Source organism: Bacteroidia bacterium (genome assembly GCA_041391665.1).
Lineage (GTDB): Bacteria > Bacteroidota > Bacteroidia > J057 > J057 > JAGQVA01.
Map to the genome: position 1 here is coordinate 2,272,657 of JAWKNO010000001.1, position 22,261 is coordinate 2,294,917.

Here is a 22,261-nt window from a genome sequence, read left to right on the forward strand (position 1 = left end):
AGTTTGGAATAAAACTGCAAAACTAAGATTTTTCGGGCATTATCTCTCCATCCTTTTCCAACTGTTTTCTGATTTCTCTTGCTGCCTGCCTTGTCATATGAAATCCCAGGGAGCGGTAAGCCTCAAACTGTGCATCATCAAAAAACTGGTCTGCCGTGGTCTGGTGTGGGAAATCGGGGTATTTGCTGTGATAGTTGGAGGCACTTACCGGCAGTATTTCCTGATTCAGCGAAGACTTAATGTAGAAAATTGTGCCAAATGTGCGGTCAGGATAACCGATTTTGCCAATGACTACAGACCGCGGGCTCCGGGTGATTTTTCCCGGCTCGGGTTGAGATGGAATCAGCGGGCTGAGATCTATTTCTATATCGATATTTTCCTCAATATTGGCCATCCGTATGGCATGACTGAAAGACTCAAACAGAAAATCCCGGTCTTCTTCAAAATCGCAGATGATGATATATTTACATCTTCGCTGCAATAGCGGCAGGAGGCCGAGATTATCTCCGGTATGGCCTCCGTCGGATACATTTACCAGTCGTCGGTCAGCCGTCAGTAAACCCGAAAGTTCCTGAACCAGATAATACGGCCAGAAAGTATATTTCCATTTAGGGTTTTTCCAGTTGGGATCTCCATAGTTTCTGTATCGCCAGGGGTTTTCTGTCCAGTACCCCAATCGAAGGTTGAGCAACGTCGTAATGAAGGTTTGGGCAAAATAGCTTGACATGCCCATACCCGAACTTACGGCGGCAGCCGAAATGGTCATAGCCCGGGCCAGTTTGGTAGATCCATCGCGGTAAATATCTGATCGAACAAACCCGGTGCTGTAAGACCCTGTGTAGTTTCTGGAAAAAATAAAATGGTCTGACTTGAGATCTTTGCGTGTCAGCTCATTGGATCCCTGAAGGTTGACGGCTGTTACGATCAGATGATAGGGGCTTTTGGGATTGGGTTTCCATACGGTACCGTCAGGGTCGGTTCTGTTTTCCGGGTCTGTGTTTTGAACGGCCGTTCGCTCCGCAATCTGTTGCCATCCCAAATCTTTGATAGCAATATTTTCATCGTTGCGGAGGTTTACCAGCGGCATTCCCTGCCGTGTTGGTTTATCCCGGATCACCCTTCCATCAGTCTTCAAAAAGGCTTCGGATAGCCGGTCTCTGTAAAAATAATGTAACGAAAGCCGGTTTGAATTGACAAACATACCCAATCCGATAAACAGGAAAAGTGATCCGCCAAAAAACCAGCCAGGCAGATAAATGTCATTACTTTTGGTTATCAGGATACTCGTAATCGCTGAAGCTGCCAATACCACAAACAGGATCATGGACAGGGTAATGGCCGGAATTTTTAATTTTTGTAAAAGGCTCGCCAAAAATCCTTCTCCTTTAACATTTCCGGAGACTGCCAGGTACCCAACCCCAATAGATGCCAGAGACGAAATACTGGAAGTCAGGGTCATGAACAGTTTGTTGAAAAAGAAGCTAAAAGAAAACAACAGCAAAATACCTATTGGCATCGCTATGGAAATCACTAAAGCATAAAGCGCGCCACCGCGCAATACGCCATCGAGTGACCGGGCGATACGTGTATGACGAGAAGGGAAATTGGTAAATGGAAGGAAAAGATAAATCGCAAGAAACAGGCCTGCTGCAAATGCTGCCGGTAGGCCAAATATAATCCAGTAGTCGTTTTGGGTGATTTGACCGGTTGCCATTCCCTGAAACCACAGAACCACCGTGAGTATGGGCCCTCCCAGGATTCCTGCCAGGTTGTACCGGCGGGTAAACAGCATTTCATAATAATTTTCAAGGGTATGTCCCGACCGGGTTTGTTTCGCCATATTTCCCTTTTTTAACTCTTCCCGGGCTTTTTCCAGTTTTTGGAGAATATTTCCCACCCGGGAAATAAAGTACAGGCCCGTAACCACACCCAGAATGGCCATAATCGCCGGAATGATACTATGCTCTGCCAGCTTATCATTGATCTTGGCGATGAATACAACTACATAATCATGCCAAAAGCTCCCCAACTGTTCCGGCAGTGTCATCGCAGCCACACCTTCAGCCTGTACGGGGTAAAGTTGCGCCTGATATTCTTTGAGCTCAGTGAAAAAATCTCCTCCTGAGATATAGTCAAAAACAATATAATTGATCGAAACAAATACGGTCAGTGCCAGCGAAAAAAGCAGGATATTGTGGATAATACCCGCAAATACTGCCCCCACGAGCCTTTGAATGGAAGAACTGAAAATACTTTTCTCAGTGGAAAGATATTCTCCATGGGACCGCAGATGATGAATCTGGTGGCGGGCATCTATTTTGACTTTGTCGGGTCGTGTATAGCCAATTACCAATTCATCCGGAGCATTTTTTTTCGCATCAGGGGTTTCGGGCTCCATTTGAGAAGGCATCCAGCGGGGACGCGACTCCGGGAATGCGTTGGATAGCGGTTGTTCGGCGGGGGTTGATTCTGCTGGTTTGGTTTCGATCAGCAGCACCAGTGGCGAGGTATCTGTGTCCAGGCCGGGAATCGCCTTTTGGGCTTCTTCTTCTGAAAAGTTGTCGGGGTGAATAAATTTTTCAGAAGGATTATTCATTAATGTTGAAAGGCAGGAGGCCATATATCCGCCGCCGGAAACAGAACTCATGTAGTCCACCTTGCGAAGGATTCCCTCTACAATGAGTTTTTGAAATACGCCAAGGGTAAGAGTTGCCGCGCGAATTCCTCCCCCTGAAATCGCCATGCCCCAGATATTTTTCAGATCAGTATCTGTGTCTTCGGGATGGGATTCACCATAATGTTCCCGCCGTTGGCGGATATATAACTTTTCGGATTCGATGACTTCCTTCAGGTCGGAAGTATAGGCAGGGAACTCAGATAATGCAGATCGCTTCGACATAACCGGATTGAGGATACTAATAATGTAACAATGGGGTTGCTTAAAATGTTACAAGTGCGATATGAGCCAGGTGGTGGCGGCAGTGCCATTCGTAGAGCCCCAGCATATGATCAAGGTCTATTTTGCCTTGTTCGGGGTGGGTAAGTCTGGTCTCAAAATCACTTTCTGTCATTTGGTTGAGCATCGCTACCCAGCGCGCATGCAGCCCTTCCAGTAATGTCAGCGAATAGCTTACCGGGCCATGAGCCGCCTCCGGCATTTCTGCCCAGGCCTTCTGGTTGTAGGTCTTAATCAGGGGCTCATCTTCGGTGAGGGTCCACTTAAACCTTATATAACTATTGAGGTGACTGTCAGCCATATGATGTACGACTTGTCTGATCGTCCATCCTTCGGGACGGTAAGGCGTATCAAGCTGAGAATCGGAAAGATGTTGAACCAATTGCCGTACCCGGGCGGGCGTTTCAGCTATGGTCTGAATCATCGTTTTTCTCTGATCTGGTGTCAGTCTGCCGGGTCTGGAAAATCGTCCGACAGGATAACGCAGGTGTTCAAGTTGGTCTTCGCTCATATAGGTTGTTTCATCAAAAATATATTGTGAACTTAACCTTTTGGGAGCGTAAAGAAAAATGTTGTACCTAAACCCGGCTGAGATTCTGCCCATATTTTTCCTTTGTGCCGGTCAACGATTTGCTGACAGATTGCAAGGCCTACACCATCTCCCGTGTATTTGTCTTGTGAATGTAGTCTTTTGAACATTTCAAATATTGTATCAACATATCGGGGGTCAATACCAATGCCATTATCGTTTACAAAAAATGTCCAGTCACTGTTTGTCTCCTCTACACCGACTTCAACTACGGGTGGCCGTTTATCATTAAATTTGATGGCATTTCCTATGAGGTTTTGGAAGAGTTGAAAAAGTTGATTGGGATCTCCTGAAATTGTGGGCAAATGGCCGATGGATACAGATGCATTGTGTTTTTCGATTCGGGCGCTAAGGCCAATGGTTACTTCCTGAACAAGCTGATTACAATCTACAGGAACCATTTCATTTTCAACTGTTTTGATTTTGGAATAACGATAAATTGCGTCCAGAAGATTATGCATACGAAACGTCCCATCAACAGCAAATTTCATAAACTCAGTTTCTTCTTCATCCAACCTGTCGCCCAGCCTGGCCTTGAGAATCTGAAGGTAGTTACTTACCATTCTGAGGGATTCCTTCAGGTCATGTGAGGTGATATGAGCAAATTTCTCAAGAGATTCGTTGGATTTTTGAAGCTCATAGGTCCTTTCAGCAACTTTTTGTTCCAGCAACCGGTTGGCTTCAATCAACGCATTTTCGGCTAGTTGTTTTTCTACAATATGCTGGTGTTCCCGAAGCGCCCTTTCAACAATCCTTGGCATATTAGTGAGCGTCGATTCACTTTTTACGATATAATCCATGGCCCCTTGCTTCAGTGAACTTACCGCAATTTGTTCATTCCCCTGACTGGTAAGGATAATTACCGGAATGGATGATTCTGCAAAATATCCATTCAGAAGGTCTTTTCCTGTCCCATCTGGCAATAGCCAGTCGATAATTGCAATATCAGAGTTCTGATGATACATATTTTCAGTAACCTCAGAGATATTATGTGCAATATAGAACTCGACAGAATGTTCCCATTTCTGAAAGGCGCGGCGAATCAATTCAATGTGATCCGGATTATCTTCAACAAGAAGAATTTTTTTTGAAGAATCTGTCATTTTAACTAATATTTTCCATATCTGAATTTTTACAACTGATGTGGGAGAATGTATTGTTAGAATAAAAAGTGACTACTCACAGGGAGGATATTGGGGCTAGTCTTTGGGAAGTTTATTTCGCTTAAACCAGTAATATCCAAGGTCATGTATCAGGGTAGAAAACTTGTCAGAACCGGTAGGCTTGACAAGATAGCTATTGGCGTGATATTGGTACGCTTGACGTATATCTTCTTCTGACCGTGAGGTCGATAATATGACGACAGGAATTTCCTTTAATCTTTCTTTCTGTTTGACAAAGTTGAGAAACTCAATGCCATTCATGAGGGGAAGGCGAATATCGAGAATGATAAGATGAGGAACCGGAAACTCCTCATGATCTTCAAAAGGGCTTCTGTTCAATAAATAATCCAATGCTTTTTCCCCATTTTCCATATGGAAAATTTGGCTCTGTATTTTTATACTTTTCAGACTTCGCCGGATTAGTTCTGCGTGGTCATGGTTATCTTCTACAAGAAGAATATTGATCATGGGGGTCAGTTCAATTTGCATGGATGTGACTTTTGGGAAGTGAGAAGAAAAATGTAGTGCCTTTACCAATACCCGCTGATTCTACCCAGATTGAGCCGCCGTGAATTTCTATGATTTTATGACATAAAGCCAGCCCGATACCCGTGCCAGTATTGTGCTGGTCTAATTTCTCAAACAGATCAAAGATCTTTTTGTGAAACCGTGGTTCAATTCCTATTCCATTATCCTTTACCCAGAAGATCACATCTTCTGACAAGTCCGGATTTTGGGGGTTGGAAGGATGCCAGCCAACTTCAATTTCAATTTCTTTTTTAGGAATACTGTATTTGATGGCGTTTTCAATGAGGTTTTGTATGACTTCTCTCAGCCTTACGGGGTCTCCGACAACTGTCGGCAGGTTGGATTGTACTTTGATCTTAGCGTTTTTTTCTACAATCGCCCCATGGAGCAATGCCTGTATATCCACGACGATCTGATTCATGTCCACTTGCTGACTAGTGGAGGTGGTTCGGCTCACTCTCGAAATATCCAACAATTCATCCAGTAATTGCCCCATTTTTTCGGCAGCATTGCTGATCCGCTGGAAATCACTCAACATCTGACTGGTGGCTGTTTCGCTAAACTCCTGTTTGAGCAATGATAAAAATCCCTGAATGGTGACAAGTGGGCTTTTTAGATCATGGGAAACTGAATACGTAAACTTTTCCAGCTCGGCATTTTTTGTCTGTAACTCACGTATCAGGTTTTTCTGTTGGCTTTCATATTTTTTTCTTTCAGTTACATCAATCATAAATGCCAGTGTATTCTCAATTTGTTGTGTTTTGCCAAATAATCCAATAGCGGAAAGCATGACATCCATGATATCTCCATTTTTTTTCACGATTCGATACTCCCGGTTCTTGGTAATACCTGTGGCAAAAAAATTTGGCAGCGATTCTTTTACGGCAATTTGTCTTGATTCCGGGGTCATAAATTCCACGATCCCTCGACCGATCACCTCTTTCCGCTGGTACTGGAGCACTTCCAGCCAATATTCATTCACGTCAGTAATGATGCCTTGAGTGTCAATCGAGTGCATCATCACGGGCGTATGATTATATAATATCCGGTAGCGGTTGTCGATCTGTTCAAGATTTTTTTGTGTTTTGACCAATTCCGTTACATCGGATGTGATTACACCAAAATCGTCATCAATGGGAAAAACATTAATATACATATATCGGTCTTCAAAGCCATCTCTGGATACTTTCTCCTGCCATTTTGTTGGTTTTTTTTCTGAAAGCACTTTCAAGTACCGATTGTACCGGGGCGTCTGGTCTAACCCAGGCATGAGTTCATGCAAATGTTTCCCTATGACTTGGTCCTTGGTAAGACCAGGATGAAACGTATCAATATAGTGCTGGTTTAAATCCAATAGATACATATCAGCACTCCACAAAGAATAGGTTTCCCCTGCTGAGTTCCAGAACCGGGTAAGTTTGTCGAAGGGTGAAGTCTTCACAATTTACATTTTTACGGGTCAGACAATTTCAATATAAAAAATTATCTTCACAAACCGTATCTTCTTATTGGAATATTATCAGGACTTAGTAGTGCCCAATAATTTCCGTTCCAGCCAGATGGGCAAAATCATTGACTCTTTCAACCATCCACCGGGCTTTATGAAATTGCAGAGCGGTGATCGAGGTGTTGTGGACCACTGTATGAAAAGTCATAGATGGGGAAGCATCCAGGATTTTTCTTACCAAAGATTTTATCGCAAATCCATGCGAAAAAACCCCAACGTTACAATCCCGGTCTTTTTCCAGATTTTGGATCGTCTGATCCATCCAGTGATACATGCGATCTTCGACTTCCTTCTGCGATTCGCCTCCCGGAGGCTTGAAATTGTGTGGATCCGCCTTCAGCAGTGTCCGAACTTCAGGGGTATAATACTCCTCCCGGTTTTTTCCCTCCCATTCTCCCTGGGAAAGCTCTACCAGTTCTTCCGAATAAACTACTCTGCCATAGTCAAATCCTATATTTTCACAGGAAACCCGGGCCGTTTCCATTGCCCTGATCGCAATAGAACTAAATACGTGGTCAAAAGAAAATTGCTCTCTGGCAAGACGTTCTCCGAGCAATTGTGCCTGAATATATCCCCGGTCGGAGAGCGGATAATGGTTGCTGCGGCCGCCGATCAGATGGTTGTTGACATTTCCCATACTCTCGGCATGCCTGAAAAAATAGACTGTAATCATAGGAATGCAAAAATGGGGCATTTACCCCAAATCGCAAATTTATTGTTAGATTGCCTGTGTGTTAAACCAAAAAAGAATGTCCAAACATAAACTTTTCCTGCTTGACGGTATGGCGTTGTTGTTTCGCGCCCATTTTGCTTTTATCCGCGCACCACGGATCACCTCCAAAGGATTAAATACCAGTGCGGTATTTGGTTTTCTCAATACGTTGCTGGAAATCATCTCAAAAGAAAAGCCCACCCACCTCGCCGTGGCACTTGATACCAGCGGACCTACCTTCCGCCACCATGAGTACCCCGAGTATAAAGCGGGAAGAGAGGCGATGCCTGAAGACCTGGCAAAAGCCATCCCCTATATTTATCAACTGCTGAAAGTTTTGGACATTCCTGCCCTGGTTAAACCCGGTTATGAGGCAGATGATATTATCGGTACTGTCAGCCACCAGATTTCCGGCGAGGAATTCGATGTGTATATGGTCACCCCCGACAAGGACTACGCCCAGCTTGTCAAAGACCACGTCTTTCTCTACAAACCCCGCTCAAAAGGCGGAGGGTTTGATATACTCGGGCCCAAAGAGATTGAGGAAAATTTTGGTGTACCGCCTTCAAAAATTATCGACCTGCTCGGTCTGCAGGGAGATGCCGTGGACAATATCCCAGGTATCCCAAAAGTAGGCCCCAAAACAGCGGTTGAATTGATTCAGCAGTTTGGTTCTGTCGAATCGATTCTGGAAAATGTAGATCTGGTTACGAAAAAGAGTATTCAGGAAAATCTCAGAAACTTCGGCCCCCAGGGTATTTTATCCAAGAAACTCGCCACCATTATGGTTGATATGCCGATCGAGTGGACCGAAAAAGACCTTCGCCTCGGCCATGCTGATCTTGAAGCCCTCGCGCCGCTGATGGAGGAACTGGAGTTTAAGAATATCGCGCTCCGCCTGCTCAATAGTTCCCTGAATCCTGTGCAGGTTGCTGATAATAATGATGGTGTCGGGGTACAACAGGAGCTGTCATTTGAAACCAGTCATAATACCCTCGAAAATACCCATCACGAGTATCGCTTGTTGAAAACGGCGGAGGAACGGGCCGCACTTATCGACAAAATCAAAGCCGCAGGAGAATTTTGTTTTGATACAGAAACCACCAATCTCGATCCTATGATGGCAGAGATTGTGGGGCTTTCCATCAGCGTAAAAAAAGACGAGGCGTATTTCATTCATTTCCCGGAGAACCTATCTGATCAGGACGTGAAGGCGATCTTAAGCGAATTTCAGGAAGTGCTTACCCATCCCCATATTCTCAAAATAGGGCAAAACCTTAAGTATGATATCCTGATGCTCCGCAACTATGGAATCGAGGTTGACGGGCCAATGTTTGACACCATGCTGGCGCACTACGTCATCAAGCCGGAGGGAAAACACAATATGGATGCAATGTCTGAGGAATACCTCCATTATACCCCCGTCTCGATCGAAACGCTGATTGGACCCAAAGGCAAAAACCAGAAAACCATGCGTGAAGCCGACCTGGAACCGCTGGTGGAATATGCATGTGAAGATGCGGATATTACTTTCCAGCTCAAAAAAGCACTGGAAAAAGACGTGAAAAATGATTTTGTCTTTGAAAAAATCGAACAGCCGCTCATGCCGATTCTGGCCGAAATGGAGTTTGAAGGTATACGGATTGATAAGCAGGCGCTCGATGAATATTCGGAAGAACTGGCAGGACGTCTGGTGATCCTCGAAAAGGAAATTTATGACCTGGCAGGAGAAGCGTTTAATGTCAATTCTCCCAAACAACTGGGTGAAATTCTTTTTGATAAACTGGGGTTAGGCAAAGGAGCCAAACAGAAAAAAACAGCCACCGGACAATATGTAACCAATGAGCAGGAATTGTCCTATCTGGCTGGAACCCATCCATTACCAGACCGTATTCTCGCTTTCCGGGGCGTAACCAAACTGAAGTCCACCTATGTGGACGCATTGCCTAAAATGATTAACCCCAAAACCGGCAGGGTACATACGACTTTCAGCCAATCTGTAGCAGTAACCGGGCGATTAAGCTCCGTAAACCCCAACCTTCAGAATATCCCGATCCGCACTGCCGATGGCCGGGAAGTCCGGAAAGGATTTATTCCCCGCAGTGAAGACTATCTGCTACTATCTGCTGACTACTCGCAGGTCGAGCTGCGCATCATGGCAGCGATGAGCCAGGACCCCAATATGATGGAAGCATTTGTCAACCGTGAAGATATTCACCGGGCTACTGCTGCAAGAGTATTTGGGGTATCTCCGGAGCATGTTACCTCCGAACAGCGATCCCGCGCAAAAACCGTCAACTTTGGCATTATCTACGGTATTTCTGCTTTTGGCCTGAGCCAGCGAATGGGAATCAGCCGGACAGAAGCCAAAGAGATTATCGACGCATATTTCTCCCAATATAGCAGGGTACAGGCGTTTATGGACGAATGTGTGGCCTCGGCTCAGAAAAAAGGGTATGTGGAAACACATTTTGGCCGAAGAAGATATCTCACCGATATCAACTCAAAAAATGCAACGGTAAGAGGATTTGCAGAGCGGAATGCGATCAACTCCCCGATTCAGGGAACCGCCGCAGACATCATCAAACTGGCGATGATTGGAGTAGCTGCGGCTATGAAAAAGGAAAACCTGAAATCAAAAATGGTGCTTCAGGTACATGACGAACTGGTATTTGATGTACACCGCGATGAGGTATCGGTGGTAAGAGAGATCGTCCGGGAAAAAATGCTTACCGCAGTAGATATCGGCGTGCCGATGGATGTCGAAGTGGGAGTAGGGGAGAACTGGCTGGAAGCGCATTAATATACAAAAAAGGGCTGCTTTTCACAGATTGAAAAACAGCCCTTTTTTTATAGATTTAACCCGAATCGCTACTTACCCTTATACTTCTTCGCAAGTTCAATGGCTTCAGGTGCCCATGCTTTGAGATTCGCAGCCCTTGTTTCGGGTGAAGGGTGAGTGCTCATAAATTCGGGGGGAGCCTGCCCGCCGCCTGCTGCCATTCTGTCCCAGAAAGGACTCGCCGCATATACATCATACCCTGCAATTGCCATCAGATACAAACCGATATGGTCTGCCTCAGACTCATGTTTGCGGCTAAAGGGAAGCAACGCACCGACCGTCGCACCTGCACCATATGCCTGAAGGAAAATATTGCGGGTTTCCGCAGGTTTGTCGCGCATCAGTACATCGATAGCTACGCCTCCGGCCTGAACGGCCAGTTGCTGGGTCATCCGCTCGTTGCCGTGGTTGGCTAGTGCATGGGCAATTTCATGCCCCATAACAACGGCAAGGCCGTTTTCATCTTTAGCAATGGGCATAATGCCTGAGTAAACTACTACCTTGCCTCCGGGCATACACCATGCGTTTACCGTTGAGTCGTTCTGTATCAGGTTGAATTCCCACTGGAAATTCTCAAGCTTTTTTTCTAATCCATTGGCTTTGTAGTAGGTCTCGGCAGCTTTCTGAACGCGAAGTCCGACCCTCTTTACCATGTCCACCTGCTGTTTGTTGGTGGATATTTTATTTTCCTTGAGAAATGCGTCATACTGCGTAAAACTCATGGAATTCATGGTCGCCTCCGGGAGAAGTTTGGCCTGCCTGCGATTGGTAAACGGTACCCGAGAACAACCTACTAAAATCAGAATGAAGATAATTGCAAAAAAAACGATCTTTTTCATATACAAAAGGTTTAGGATTGTGAATGTCAATACAATTAACGTATTCCACAAAAATATTGCCTTAAAGGCTGAATTTCTATACTGTATGCAGATTGCTCTGCGAAATTCCGGTTTTAAATGAATAAGTTTTTGATGTAATCAATGAAAATATTTATTTATCTGATAATCAGGTATTTAAATTGAGTCTGTGTTCAGTCAAACTACGAAAAGTCGGTAACATACGTTTTCAATTGTAGTAGTAGGTAGAAGAGTGATTGCGTACTTTCACTAACTGCTAAAACTTAGACGGAAAATTGTATCACAAGTAACTTAACCAAAGTAATTATGGAACTATTTTTATCTCTTTTGTTCTGGCTATTTGGTCAGTCAGCTCCAAATCCTCAGGCAAATCAGGTTCCCTTAAATTCAAACGTTGGAAACCAAAATTATTATGTTTCCCAACCAGCTACCCCTTCTTCCCAACCTGTAATGGATGTGATAGAACGGCGTCGAACGATCCTGAGGAATGGGTTGCAGCATACCATTATTATTTTTGAAGACACACATTTCCGCCCCGGAAAAAACTAGCCGGAAAAAACTATTGGAAACTGACGCTTTTATTCTGCTTTTTGTGCCATCCAGTCTTCAAGCCGGATCATTTCTGAATTGTCATTAATGTAGGTAATTGGTTGTTTTTGAGATTGTTCATCTTCAATCTCTTGCTGTATTTCTGATAAAGTCTCGGAAAAGGCATAGTTGTTTTTGTACCATTTCATCAGAATTTTAATCAGGAATACTGGGCGAATGACTGCCTGGTTTTTCTGCGTTCGTTTGATAAACTGCCGCATATTCAGGATTTTGGTTTCCATCAGATCCGAATTTCCCATCTCATACATGATCATGATTTCCAAAAGTCTCAGGTGAAGATTCATGCCAAACTTATCTGAAAGCAGGGGCGTGGTATCATTGAGTTTGAGATAGGCTTCCTTGAAGTTTTGTTCTTTGAAAAGAATACACGCGTGAAAATAATGCCACTTGGCCGCCAGCATTTTTGAAGCTTCAAACTGCGGATGCGCCAATGCTTTGAGGATATACTTTTTGGCTTCTTTGAGGTCCTGCGCATCAAATGCCACACGAAATGTAAGCTCTAACCCTGTGAGATAATTCATCTCATCCTCGGAAAATATCTCCAGCGTCTTATGGGCATAGGTTTTGGCTTCAGAAAGGTTTTTCAGCCGGAGATTGACCTGTGCCAGCTGGCCGTAAGCGGAGGCTAGTTCCTGCTCCGAGTATTGTGCGCGATCTTCCTGAATAAGTCTCAGGTATTTTTGGCAGAAGTTTAAGGCTTCCTCGTCCTGATGAGCAATCTGCATATAGTAAATCTCGCTGAGATAGTATCTTTTCAGAATCAGCGGATGGCCCGTAGAAACAGAAATATCGCGGATTTTGTCGATGGTTTTTCGCAAATCTTCTCTCTGCTTAGGCTTAATCGCCTGGTTGATAAGAAGATTGGAAATCGAATAATACAAAATCATGGCTTCATTGATGGAGGAGAGGAGTCGGTTGGCTTCCAACAGGCTTTCGGTTTTCTTCTCAAATTCCTTGACAGAGCTTCGGATGCTGTGCGTGCGATACAAAAGCAGTTCTGCCTGAAAATTTTCGTTGTGCAGTGCATACTTATCGGCGGTGGCGATTACCTGAAGCAAAAGATTTTTGCTGGCAACATATGCGCCCCTGCCCAGCAGTATTTCACCTTGCAGGAGTTTTTTTTGTGCCTGAAGATGAGCGTTGATGGAGGGAGACTTGTAACCGGTCAGGCTTTTATCGTGCAAAACTACATTCTCCAGCATTCTTTTCAGCCGAGACTTTGTGACTCTGAATGTATTATCCGGGTCCTTCCCATAAAGTTTCTCAGAATAAAATTCTTCCTCCCGTTCTTCATACCGTGTAACCAAATCAAATAATTTACCCATCTTCTCATATTCAAAAGGAGAATGACGAATAATATGCTTAATTTGCCGTATTTCCTGCTTTGTAAGCTTTCTGACTATGTCGTAGATGAGTGTCATAAGAGAATGGATACAATATTTTTCGGAAAAAATAGAAAAAATCGTGTAATCCATTACATTTTTTCTGAATGAATACTTGATCTATATTGAATAGTTTTGAAGAATACCCCCAAAGTCTGCTCCAATTGGTTTCTTATATTGGAAATAATGCGGGGGAATTTGGAAATGTAAAAGTTCATTGGCTATTTTATCGGTCATTCGTTCAGCAAACTGTAATAAAACATCAGCCTATAGGTAATATGCTACATCGAATCAGTCTTTTTGTATTGTTTCTGGCGATTTTTGGGCAAATATCCTTTGCTCAGGATTCCGGAAAATTAAAAGGGAAAGTCCTTGATAAGGCAGGGCAACCCATTGAGTATGCAACAGTTTTGGTCTTTGATGGCGATCTCGTCAAATATGGTACCCAGACAATTGCAGACGGCACATTTAGTATTCAGCCGGTTTCTCCAGGCACCTATCGTGTGGAGGCGCGCTTTCTTCAAGGAAAAAAATCTCTGGAAGATGTTACTGTCATTTCAGGGCAGACCCGGGATATTGTCCTTAACTTTAAGGATGATGTAACGGTTACCCTTGATGCCGTTGAGATTTTCGGTACTCCCGTATTTGAAAAAGATCCTCAGGTTTCCACTACGATCAGTGGGCAGGATGTGGTAAATATGGGTACCCGAAACGTACAGAGCGTGGCAGCCCTTACCGCAGGCGTTTACCAGTCTGATGAAGGCGACTTCAGTGTAAGTATCCGGGGTGCTCGTCCGACAGCAACTGCTTACTACATCGATGGGGTGAAAATCCGGGGGCAGACAACGGTTCCTCAAAGCTCTATCGCTCAGTTTCAGGTAATTACCGGTGGTACTCCTGCAGAGTTTGGTGACTTTACAGGTGGTGTAATCAGTATTACTACCGCAAACCCATCCTCAGATTTCAGTGGGGGAGTGGAGCTTACCACTTCCGAATACCTTGATGCTTTCGGTCGGGATCTTGTCGGCCTTTCTTTGAGTGGACCGATCCTCACCCGCAAACGCGAACTGGATGGCAATGTATTCAAAACCTCTATGCTGGGTTTCTTTATCAACGGAGAGTTTGATTATAACAGGGATCAGGACCCTGCGGCGCTCGGTATCTATAAGCTTAGCGACGAACTGCTGACCGATCTGCAGACAAACCCCGTCGTAATCTCCGAAGATGGCCAGTCTTTCCGTAGCCGCGCCAACTATATTCGTGGCAATGAGTTTATTCCCATCAAAGCCAAACAAAACAATGAAAGCCTCCGGATTCGCGGCCTTGGCCGACTGGACTTTCAACCAGCAGATAATGTGCTGATCAAACTGGGTGGTACTTACGAATTTATCAATACCGACCAATGGGGAATCGGAAGCATGCTTTTTGCACCCGATCCGCAGGACCAGTTTATGGGAAATAACTATCGGGGATGGTTTCGTTTCCAGCAAACCTTTGCCGGTGGGAAAAACTCTGCAGTGAGAAACCTGTTTTACTCAATCCAGGCTGATTACTCTCTGTATCAGCGCAGATTCCAGAACAGCATTCATCAGGATCGGTTTTTTGACTATGGCTACAATGGGAAATATGATTTTGATGTTACGCCGGTTTATGGCTATATCAATGACCCGCAGAATAGCATCTCCTCCAGCCCTTACTGGCAAACCATTGGTTATGCTTTCGAAAACCTGACATTTGACGGGTCTGACTCGAAAAACCCCCTGCTGGCAAATTATAATACAGCGATTTTTAATTATATCGATCAGAATGGCTCTCCCTCCATCCGAAACCTGAATGACCTGGCTTTCCGTCAGGGGATTTTGAACGGACAGGGCGCCAGAGGGGTTTACTCTATCCTTAGCGGCATTGGCTCCAATCAGGGAGGGTATACCAAATATGATTTTGAACAATTCCGCCTTATGGGACAGGCTACCGCCGAGATCAAAGGCCATAACCTGAAAGCTGGATTTGAATTTGAGCAAAGAGCAGAAAGGGCCTACTCAATCGGAGCCAGAGGCCTTTGGGGAATCATGCGTCAGTATGCCAACTTCCATTTGCTCAACCTCGAAGATAACACCGACAACTATCAGTTTGTAACCCGGGACGGCCAGTTTCAGGATACAGTGATTGTACCGCTTCGTTATTCAGCTTCAGACCAGTATGAGTTTTCTAAAAAGCTCAGAGAAAAACTGGGACTGCCTATTGATGGTACAGACCTGATTAATACAGATGCTTACGGTCCAGATTTCTATACGCTGGATATGTTTAATGCAGATGAACTTTTAGGAGACGGGGTAAACCAGATCGTGACTTACTACGGATATGATTATTTGGGCAACCGTACACCAGCTGTCGATGCCGGATCGTTTTTCACCGATACAATCAACCGCCCGCTGAATGCATTTGCTCCTACTTATATTTCTGCATTTATCCAGGACAAGTTTGAGTTTGAAGATATTATCTTTAACGTAGGTCTACGGGTTGACCGCTTTGACGCCAACCAGCCGGTATTGAAAGATAATTACTCTCTGTACCCTGTGTATACAGCTGCCGAAGTATCTTCCGGCCAATTGGGCGTACCAGGATATACCCTGCCTTCAGGCATTGGATCTGACTTCATCCCTTATGTCAATGATCCGACCAACTTCTCTGAAGTGATTGGTTACCGAAACGGAGAGTCATGGTTTGATGCAAGCGGAACGCCAGTATCTTCTGCCGTTATCGCGCAGCGTTCCGGTGGAAAACCACTGCCTGCAACCAGGGATAATAAGGTGAGTATCAACTCGTTTGAGGACTACGAGCCACAGACGGTGTTTATGCCGAGGATTTCATTTTCCTTCCCTATCTCGGATGTCGCACTGTTTTTTGCGCACTATGACGTACTGGCACAGCGTCCGGGGCAATTGCTGGCTACCCAAAGCTCCCTGCTTGCAGGGCAGATTTCCCAGTATGCCTTTTTGGAGAATACTCCCACCGCAACAGTTACCAACCCCAACCTGAGGCCAGAAATCACCATCGACTATGAAGCTGGATTTAAGCAGAAGGTGGGTGAGCGGATGGCGTTTACTATGTCAGCTTTCTACCGCGAACAGCGCAATATGATCCGTTTCCGTCGCTTTGCCAATGCGTATCCATTCTCTTATGATACCTACGACAACCTCGATTTCGGTACGGTAAAGGGATTCTCTTTCTCCTATGATATGCGCCGTATGAACAACCTTCAGATGCGTGCATCTTATACCCTTCAGTTTGCGGATGCTACCGGTTCGGATTTCTCTTCAGCCCGAAATGTAGTGAACTTCCTGGAAGGTGTGGGTATTCTTCGGGTTCCACTTCCTATCAATACTGACCAGCGTCACCGGATTACAGGTAGTTTGGACTATCGGTTTATGGGAAGAAATATGGGGCCATCTTTGGGATTTGGGGAAAATAAAATTTATCCTTTGAAAAATTTTGGTGCCAACATGAACCTTACATTAGGGTCAGGTACCCCCTACACCAAAAATGCAGTGGCAGTTCCTTCCGTAGCCTCCGGTATCAATATCGTAAACGTCGTACAAGGTACACCCAACGGTGCCCGTAACCCATGGCAGTTCCGTATGGACCTCCGCCTCGATAAAAGCTTCTTTATCGGTGGCAAGCCCAAAAAAGAAGGTGGCGTAACAAAATCCTATGACTTTAATATCTATCTGGCATTGCTGAATGCCCTGAATACAAGAAATATCATAGGTGTTTATCGTTATACCGGCCTTCCTGATGATGACGGATTTCTTGCCAGTGATAGTGGGCAGCAGTTGATCGTAACTCAAATTGATCCACAAGCCTATATTGACCAGTACTCACTTCGGGTTTCCAATCCGAGTAACTATTCTCTTCCCAGAAGAATTCAGTTGGGTGTGATGTTTAATTTCTAGTTTGGAATACAACCAGTTATAAAAATGAATAACCTCAGGTCTTTAGGGGTGCTTACCCTGATACTTTTGAGCATTAACAGTCTTCGGGCGGAAGCACCTGTTGGCGTAAAACGCAAACAGGCGAGCGGATTCCGTGTTTCCAGTGATTGTTTGCCGCCAAGTGCGTCTGCACAGCTTGATGTCAATAATGTTCGTGCCCTTTTACATAATGGGGGCGATATGTGGTGGGATCTCGTTGGCGACCCCCGTTATGAAGTTCCCAAAGGTAGTAACCGCCACTCCATGTTTGCCAGTTCTCTTTGGATTGGTGGTCTCGATGAATCTGGTCAGCTGCGGGTTGCCGCTCAGACTTACCGCCAGTCAGGAATCGACTTCTGGCCGGGTCCTTTGTCTGGTGGTGCTTCCGGTGGTACGGCTTCTACCAATCAGGAAACCTGCGAAAAGTACGATGAGATGTTTAAGATTAATAAAACAGAAATCGACGCTTTCCGTGCGGCTTTTGCCAATAGAGATATAGAACCTTTTAATCTCGCTACATTTCCCAATGTCCAGAACTGGCCGGCAATCGGGAATGAAAACAGTAACCTGGGTTCCGACTCAGATGGATTTACGCTGGAGGCTTTTCGCCCCGATGGTAGTGTCCTTTATGCCGCTCCGTTTGTGAATGTTGACAGCGACCCATTTACTTATAACCCTGCCAATGGTGATTATCCGGATATTCAGGGTGATCAGGCTATCTGGTGGATTGTCAATGACAAAGGAAACGTCCATACAGAGACTGGTGGTCAACCCATCGGTATAGAAATTCATATGCTCGCATTTGCTTTCACTACTGCAAATGCTGTCAATGATATGACTTTCTACCTCCAGACTGTCATCAACCGCGCTGCTCAGCCTCTGGTTGATACCTACATGGGCCAATGGGTGGACTCTGATATCGGTTTCGCCTTTAATGACTATGTGGGTTGTGATACAACTAAAGGTCTTGGCTATGGCTATAACGCTACGGCCAACGATGCAGGTGCAAACGGTTATGGCCTGAACCCGCCTGCCTGTGGTGTTGACTTCTTTCAAGGGCCACTCGCAGACAGAGGGGATGGCGTAGATAATGATAAGGACGGTATCGTAGATGAAGATGGGGAAACCATTATCATGTCCAAATTTATTTACTATAACAACGACTTCTCACTTACCGGTAACCCTGAAGTAGCACAGCATTTTTATGGTTACCTCACCGGCTTCTGGAAAGATGGGACGTCTATCGTCGATAACTATAAAAATGGCACAGGGGAAGGTAATGGGTATGGTCCGTCTGACCCCGGTGATCCAACCAATTATATGTTTAGCGGCGATCCCTGTACGGGGCAAGGCTGGACTGAAGCCAACTCCGATAACCCAACCAACGAAGACCGCAGATTTCTGCAAAGTGCAGGTCCGTTTACCCTTCAGGCCGGAGCTGTGAATGAAATTGTCACCGGTGTGGTCTGGGCCAGAGGATTCTATAATGACCAGTTTGGCTCAGTCTGTGAATTGCTGAAAGCAGATGAAATTGCTCAGGCGCTGTTTGATGCAAACTTCGAATTGCTCGATGGACCGGATGCACCAGAAGTAACGGTTTCTGAATACGATAAAGAATTGCTGCTTTCCTGGACTTATCCGGAAGCGCTCCGTCTCGTTCGTAACAATTATAATGAAAGCTATCGCCAGGATGATCCGGTACTCGTTGCCCGTGATGAAACCGATCCAACATTTGAGTTTGAGGGTTATATCGTGTATCAATTGGCCGATGCTACAGTAGGACCCAATGAACTAAATGACCCCGACAGAGCAAGGGTCGTTACCCAATGTGATATCAAAAATGGAATCGGTACCATCGTCAACCGCCTTACTCAGCAGGTTGAAGGTCTCAGCGAACCGATTATCACTGATGAGGTAATGGTTCAGGGAAAAGACAATGGAATTGTCCACTCTGTAAAAGTTGACAGAGACTTGTTTGCGCTTAGTGGCGATACAAGACTAAAAAATTATACCACCTACTACTTTGGTGTAATTGCCTACGCCTACAATAATATTACTTCCGATGGAAGAAAATTTGTGCCTGGCAACCGGTTCTTTAAAGTATCTTCCGGTCTGCCGCATATTGTGGACTTTGAGCGTGTAGGGACTTCCATCAATTCTAACTATGGCGATGGAATTGCGGTAACACAGCTTAGCGGTATTGGAAACGGTGGGGTATTCGTTCGGCTGGACCCGGAAACTGAGACAGAAATCCTTAATAATGGGGTTGCTTCCCAGATCAAATTCGCTCCGGGTACTGCGCCAATTGAAGTGAAAATTACCGATCCTAAAAAAGTAACCGGGCATTATTACCGTGTGCGTGTTGTCAAAGATCAATTTGTCGAAACCGTAATTGTATCTCAGGATACCACTACCGGTGTGACAGTTGCCGATACCGTAAAAGCGGAATGGATAGTAGAAGAAAGTGATAACGCTAACGGACCATTCAAACAAATATATGCGGCTACCTATCGGATCCGTAACGATGGTTCTGCGCCCCGCCCGATGCCTCTTACCGGCACAGAAAGGGTGATCGAAGAGCAAGGATTTTCTATCAGTGTAAAAGATGTACCTGCCGCAGGTGATACAGTTTCTGCTGCAACTTCAGGGTTCATTGGGGCTGAACTAACCTTTGATGAACCAACCCAAAACTGGCTGACTGGTCTGCCAGACAATGATGACTTTTTTGGGGGTATCTGGAACTGGGTACAAGGAAGTGCCGATGGGCGTGTTTTCAAAGATCAGGAAATTTACGACCGTAATGATGTCTATCAAACAATCCTCGGTGGACGCTGGGCGCCTTACTGTCTTGCCAGAACTTTCAACAACGACCCGCAAGGTGGCGGAACGATTGGGCCTTGTTTGCCTATTAGTTTTCCTGATGGAAACCGCCAGATGAGTCCTGCAAGATTGATTAATCTGCCCAACCTGCCAGATGTCGATATCGTGTTTACCGCAGATAAATCAAAATGGTCACGTTGTGTGGTCATTGAAACCAGCCCCAACTCCGGACTTGGTTCCGGTGCATGGCAGCTCTCTGCAAAATGGCGCGATAATGTAAACAAAGAAGGGCAGTCTGAAGGAACCAAAACCCTGACTAACCATGGTATGGGATGGTTCCCCGGTTATGCAATTAACGTCAATACAGGTGAGCGGTTGAATATTTTCTTTGGTGAAAGTGAGTGGGATCAACTCAACAGGGGAAATGATATGATCTGGAACCCCACCAGCTCTTTTGGTACCAATCTGGAAAGAGTAGGAGGGCGGCATTATGTATGGGTAACTAATCAGCGGTATGATGGCTGCGAAAATATTCGCAAATTCCTTCAGAATGCCGACTACAAAGGTACCGGTGGTTTCTCTGATGCAATCTTCTTTGATCAGACCGGTAATAGCTTGTCCAACGCTTACGAAAAAGTCGCATGGGTAAGTGTTCCGATGCTCAATAGCGGATTTGATATTACTTCTCCTGAAAATATTCCTACGGATGCAAGAGTATCGCTTCGCCAGAATCAACCTTTCCGCTCCCGCCCCGGAACTTCAGATGTACCTACTTTTGAGTTCAATACGGCTGACTATGCGGTTCAAACCAACCAGACCGAAATCGCAAAAGATGCGCTGGAAAAAGTGCTTGTAGTACCTAACCCGTACTATGCGTACTCTTCCTATGAAACAGGACAGCTCGACAACCGGGTGAAAATCACAAACCTTCCGCAAAAATGCCGGGTGAGCATCTTTACTATTAATGGTTTGCTGGTAAGACAATACACCAAAGATTCTGATAACCCTGACCAGGACTGGGACCTCAAAAACCAAAGTGGTGTTCCGGTGGCCAGTGGGGTATATATCATTCATGTGGATGCCAATATCGATGGGCAGAATCTGGGTGAAAAAGTGGTTAAATTATTTGCTGTCATGCGTCAGATTGACCTGGATTCGTTCTAGGGACTGTTTTCCCATCTGCGGGCGGATTGGATAGCTTTCCGCTTGCAGATGGATATTTTTAACAGAGGCTTTATTACTGGATATGAAAAAAAATATACTTATCACAATAGCTTTAGTTGCCGGTTCTCTGTTTGCTTTGGCTCAGCCAGAGCGTGTTGGACAGGCGGGCGCTCAGGAACTACTGATCAATACCATGCCCAGAAGCTCGGGGTTAAATGGTATTGATATCGCCAGTTCCGACGGGATTGAAAGTTCAATGGTAAATCCTGCAGGTGTCGCAAAAACCTCTGGTACTGAACTTATGTTCGCACATGCTCTCTGGCTTGTGGGCACAGATATTCAGGTGAATACCTTTGGCTTTTCTCAAAATTTGGGTGAGTCTGGTGGCGTTTTAGGTTTTCAGGTGAATAGCTTTAGCCTGGGAGAATTTGTACGTACCACCGTTGATCAACCTGATGGAACATTGGGTACTTTTAGCCCCACCTATCTGAATCTGGGGCTTACTTATGCCAAAAAGTTTACAGATCGGATTCATGTAGGTTTTACCACCCGCATTATACATGAATCTACCCCGGAAGTAATCGCCAATGGTGTAGCTTTCGATGCTGGTATTCAATATCGGTCAGGAGAAAAAGAACGCCTTAAGCTTGGAATCGCACTTCGTAATGTCGGGCCTACCATGCGGTTTGGTGGCGATGGACTCGCCGGCAGAGTGCCGATTAAAACCAATAATAAATTCACCTCGACCATCAATATCCCTACGGCTGAGTTTGAATTGCCTACCAGTCTGAGTATGGGCGGATCTTATGATCTTTTCCTGGGAAGCAATAACACCGTTTCCGTTACGGCTGCCTTTATCTCCAACTCATTCTATAACAATCAGGGAGGACTTGGGCTTTCCTATAAGTATAAAGAATATGTGATCCTCCGCGGGTCATTCTTGTACGAAAATGGAATATTTGACGAAATCTACAACGGACGGTTTAATGCACATACCGGAATCTCAACCGGTGCTACTTTTCAGGTTCCTTTCAAAACCGGAAAGTTTGACAACGCCGGAAACGAAGAATTTTCTTCTTTCTCCCTGGATATGAGCTACCGTACATCCAATCCTTTTGGGGGAACTTTTGTATTTGGTGCACGTATAGATATCTAACAACC

The 22,261-nt window shown here is 45.1% G+C and carries 12 protein-coding genes; 4 read left to right on the plus strand and 8 right to left on the minus strand.

Going from position 1 to position 22,261, the window contains the following annotated elements; all coding sequences use genetic code 11:
* Positions 1–22: 22 nt before the first annotated feature.
* The 6 genes from R3D00_09440 to R3D00_09465 form a co-directional block, all read right to left on the minus strand.
* Complete coding sequence (locus R3D00_09440; protein MEZ4773395.1) at positions 23–2,899, minus strand: hypothetical protein; 2,877 nt, start codon at positions 2,897–2,899, stop codon at positions 23–25.
* A gap of 40 nt (positions 2,900–2,939) precedes the next feature.
* Positions 2,940–3,467 carry a putative metal-dependent hydrolase gene (locus tag R3D00_09445; GenBank protein ID MEZ4773396.1) on the minus strand — a complete coding sequence of 176 codons (528 nt, stop codon included), beginning with the start codon at positions 3,465–3,467 and terminating at the stop codon, positions 2,940–2,942.
* Positions 3,468–3,499: 32 nt separating this feature from the next.
* Entirely contained in the window at positions 3,500–4,648 is a 1,149-nt protein-coding gene (locus R3D00_09450; GenBank protein ID MEZ4773397.1) for an ATP-binding protein, read from the minus strand.
* 96 nt (positions 4,649–4,744) lie between these two features.
* Positions 4,745–5,197, minus strand: coding sequence for a response regulator (locus tag R3D00_09455; GenBank protein MEZ4773398.1), 453 nt, complete (start codon positions 5,195–5,197; stop codon positions 4,745–4,747).
* Positions 5,187–6,677: an ATP-binding protein gene (locus R3D00_09460; GenBank protein ID MEZ4773399.1), complete on the minus strand. Its 1,491-nt coding sequence runs from the start codon at positions 6,675–6,677 to the stop codon at positions 5,187–5,189. Before R3D00_09460 ends, R3D00_09455 begins: the two co-directional genes overlap by 11 nt.
* 85 nt (positions 6,678–6,762) lie before the next feature.
* Positions 6,763–7,416 carry a histidine phosphatase family protein gene (locus tag R3D00_09465; protein MEZ4773400.1) on the minus strand — a complete coding sequence of 218 codons (654 nt, stop codon included), beginning with the start codon at positions 7,414–7,416 and terminating at the stop codon, positions 6,763–6,765.
* Positions 7,417–7,492: 76 nt separating this feature from the next.
* Here R3D00_09465 and polA point away from each other — a divergent pair, with 76 nt between their 5' ends.
* Complete coding sequence (polA, locus tag R3D00_09470) at positions 7,493–10,258, plus strand: DNA polymerase I (protein MEZ4773401.1); 2,766 nt, start codon at positions 7,493–7,495, stop codon at positions 10,256–10,258.
* 68 nt (positions 10,259–10,326) lie between these two features.
* Here the strand turns inward: polA and R3D00_09475 are convergent, their stop codons facing one another.
* Both R3D00_09475 and R3D00_09480 read right to left on the minus strand, forming a co-directional pair.
* A complete protein-coding gene (locus R3D00_09475; GenBank protein ID MEZ4773402.1) occupies positions 10,327–11,136 on the minus strand; it encodes a M48 family metallopeptidase in 810 nt (269 codons plus the stop codon).
* Between the two features lie 596 nt (positions 11,137–11,732).
* Positions 11,733–13,184: a hypothetical protein gene (locus R3D00_09480; GenBank protein ID MEZ4773403.1), complete on the minus strand. Its 1,452-nt coding sequence runs from the start codon at positions 13,182–13,184 to the stop codon at positions 11,733–11,735.
* 239 nt (positions 13,185–13,423) lie between these two features.
* On the opposite strand from R3D00_09480, the gene R3D00_09485 reads away from it, so the two are divergent.
* From R3D00_09485 to R3D00_09495, 3 genes are all read left to right on the plus strand, one after another.
* A complete protein-coding gene (locus tag R3D00_09485) occupies positions 13,424–17,098 on the plus strand; it encodes a carboxypeptidase regulatory-like domain-containing protein (GenBank protein MEZ4773404.1) in 3,675 nt (1,224 codons plus the stop codon).
* Positions 17,099–17,122: 24 nt separating this feature from the next.
* Positions 17,123–21,100: a hypothetical protein gene (locus tag R3D00_09490; protein ID MEZ4773405.1), complete on the plus strand. Its 3,978-nt coding sequence runs from the start codon at positions 17,123–17,125 to the stop codon at positions 21,098–21,100.
* Positions 21,101–21,182: 82 nt separating this feature from the next.
* Positions 21,183–22,256, plus strand: coding sequence for a PorV/PorQ family protein (locus tag R3D00_09495; protein ID MEZ4773406.1), 1,074 nt, complete (start codon positions 21,183–21,185; stop codon positions 22,254–22,256).
* The last annotated feature ends 5 nt before the right edge of the window (positions 22,257–22,261 follow it).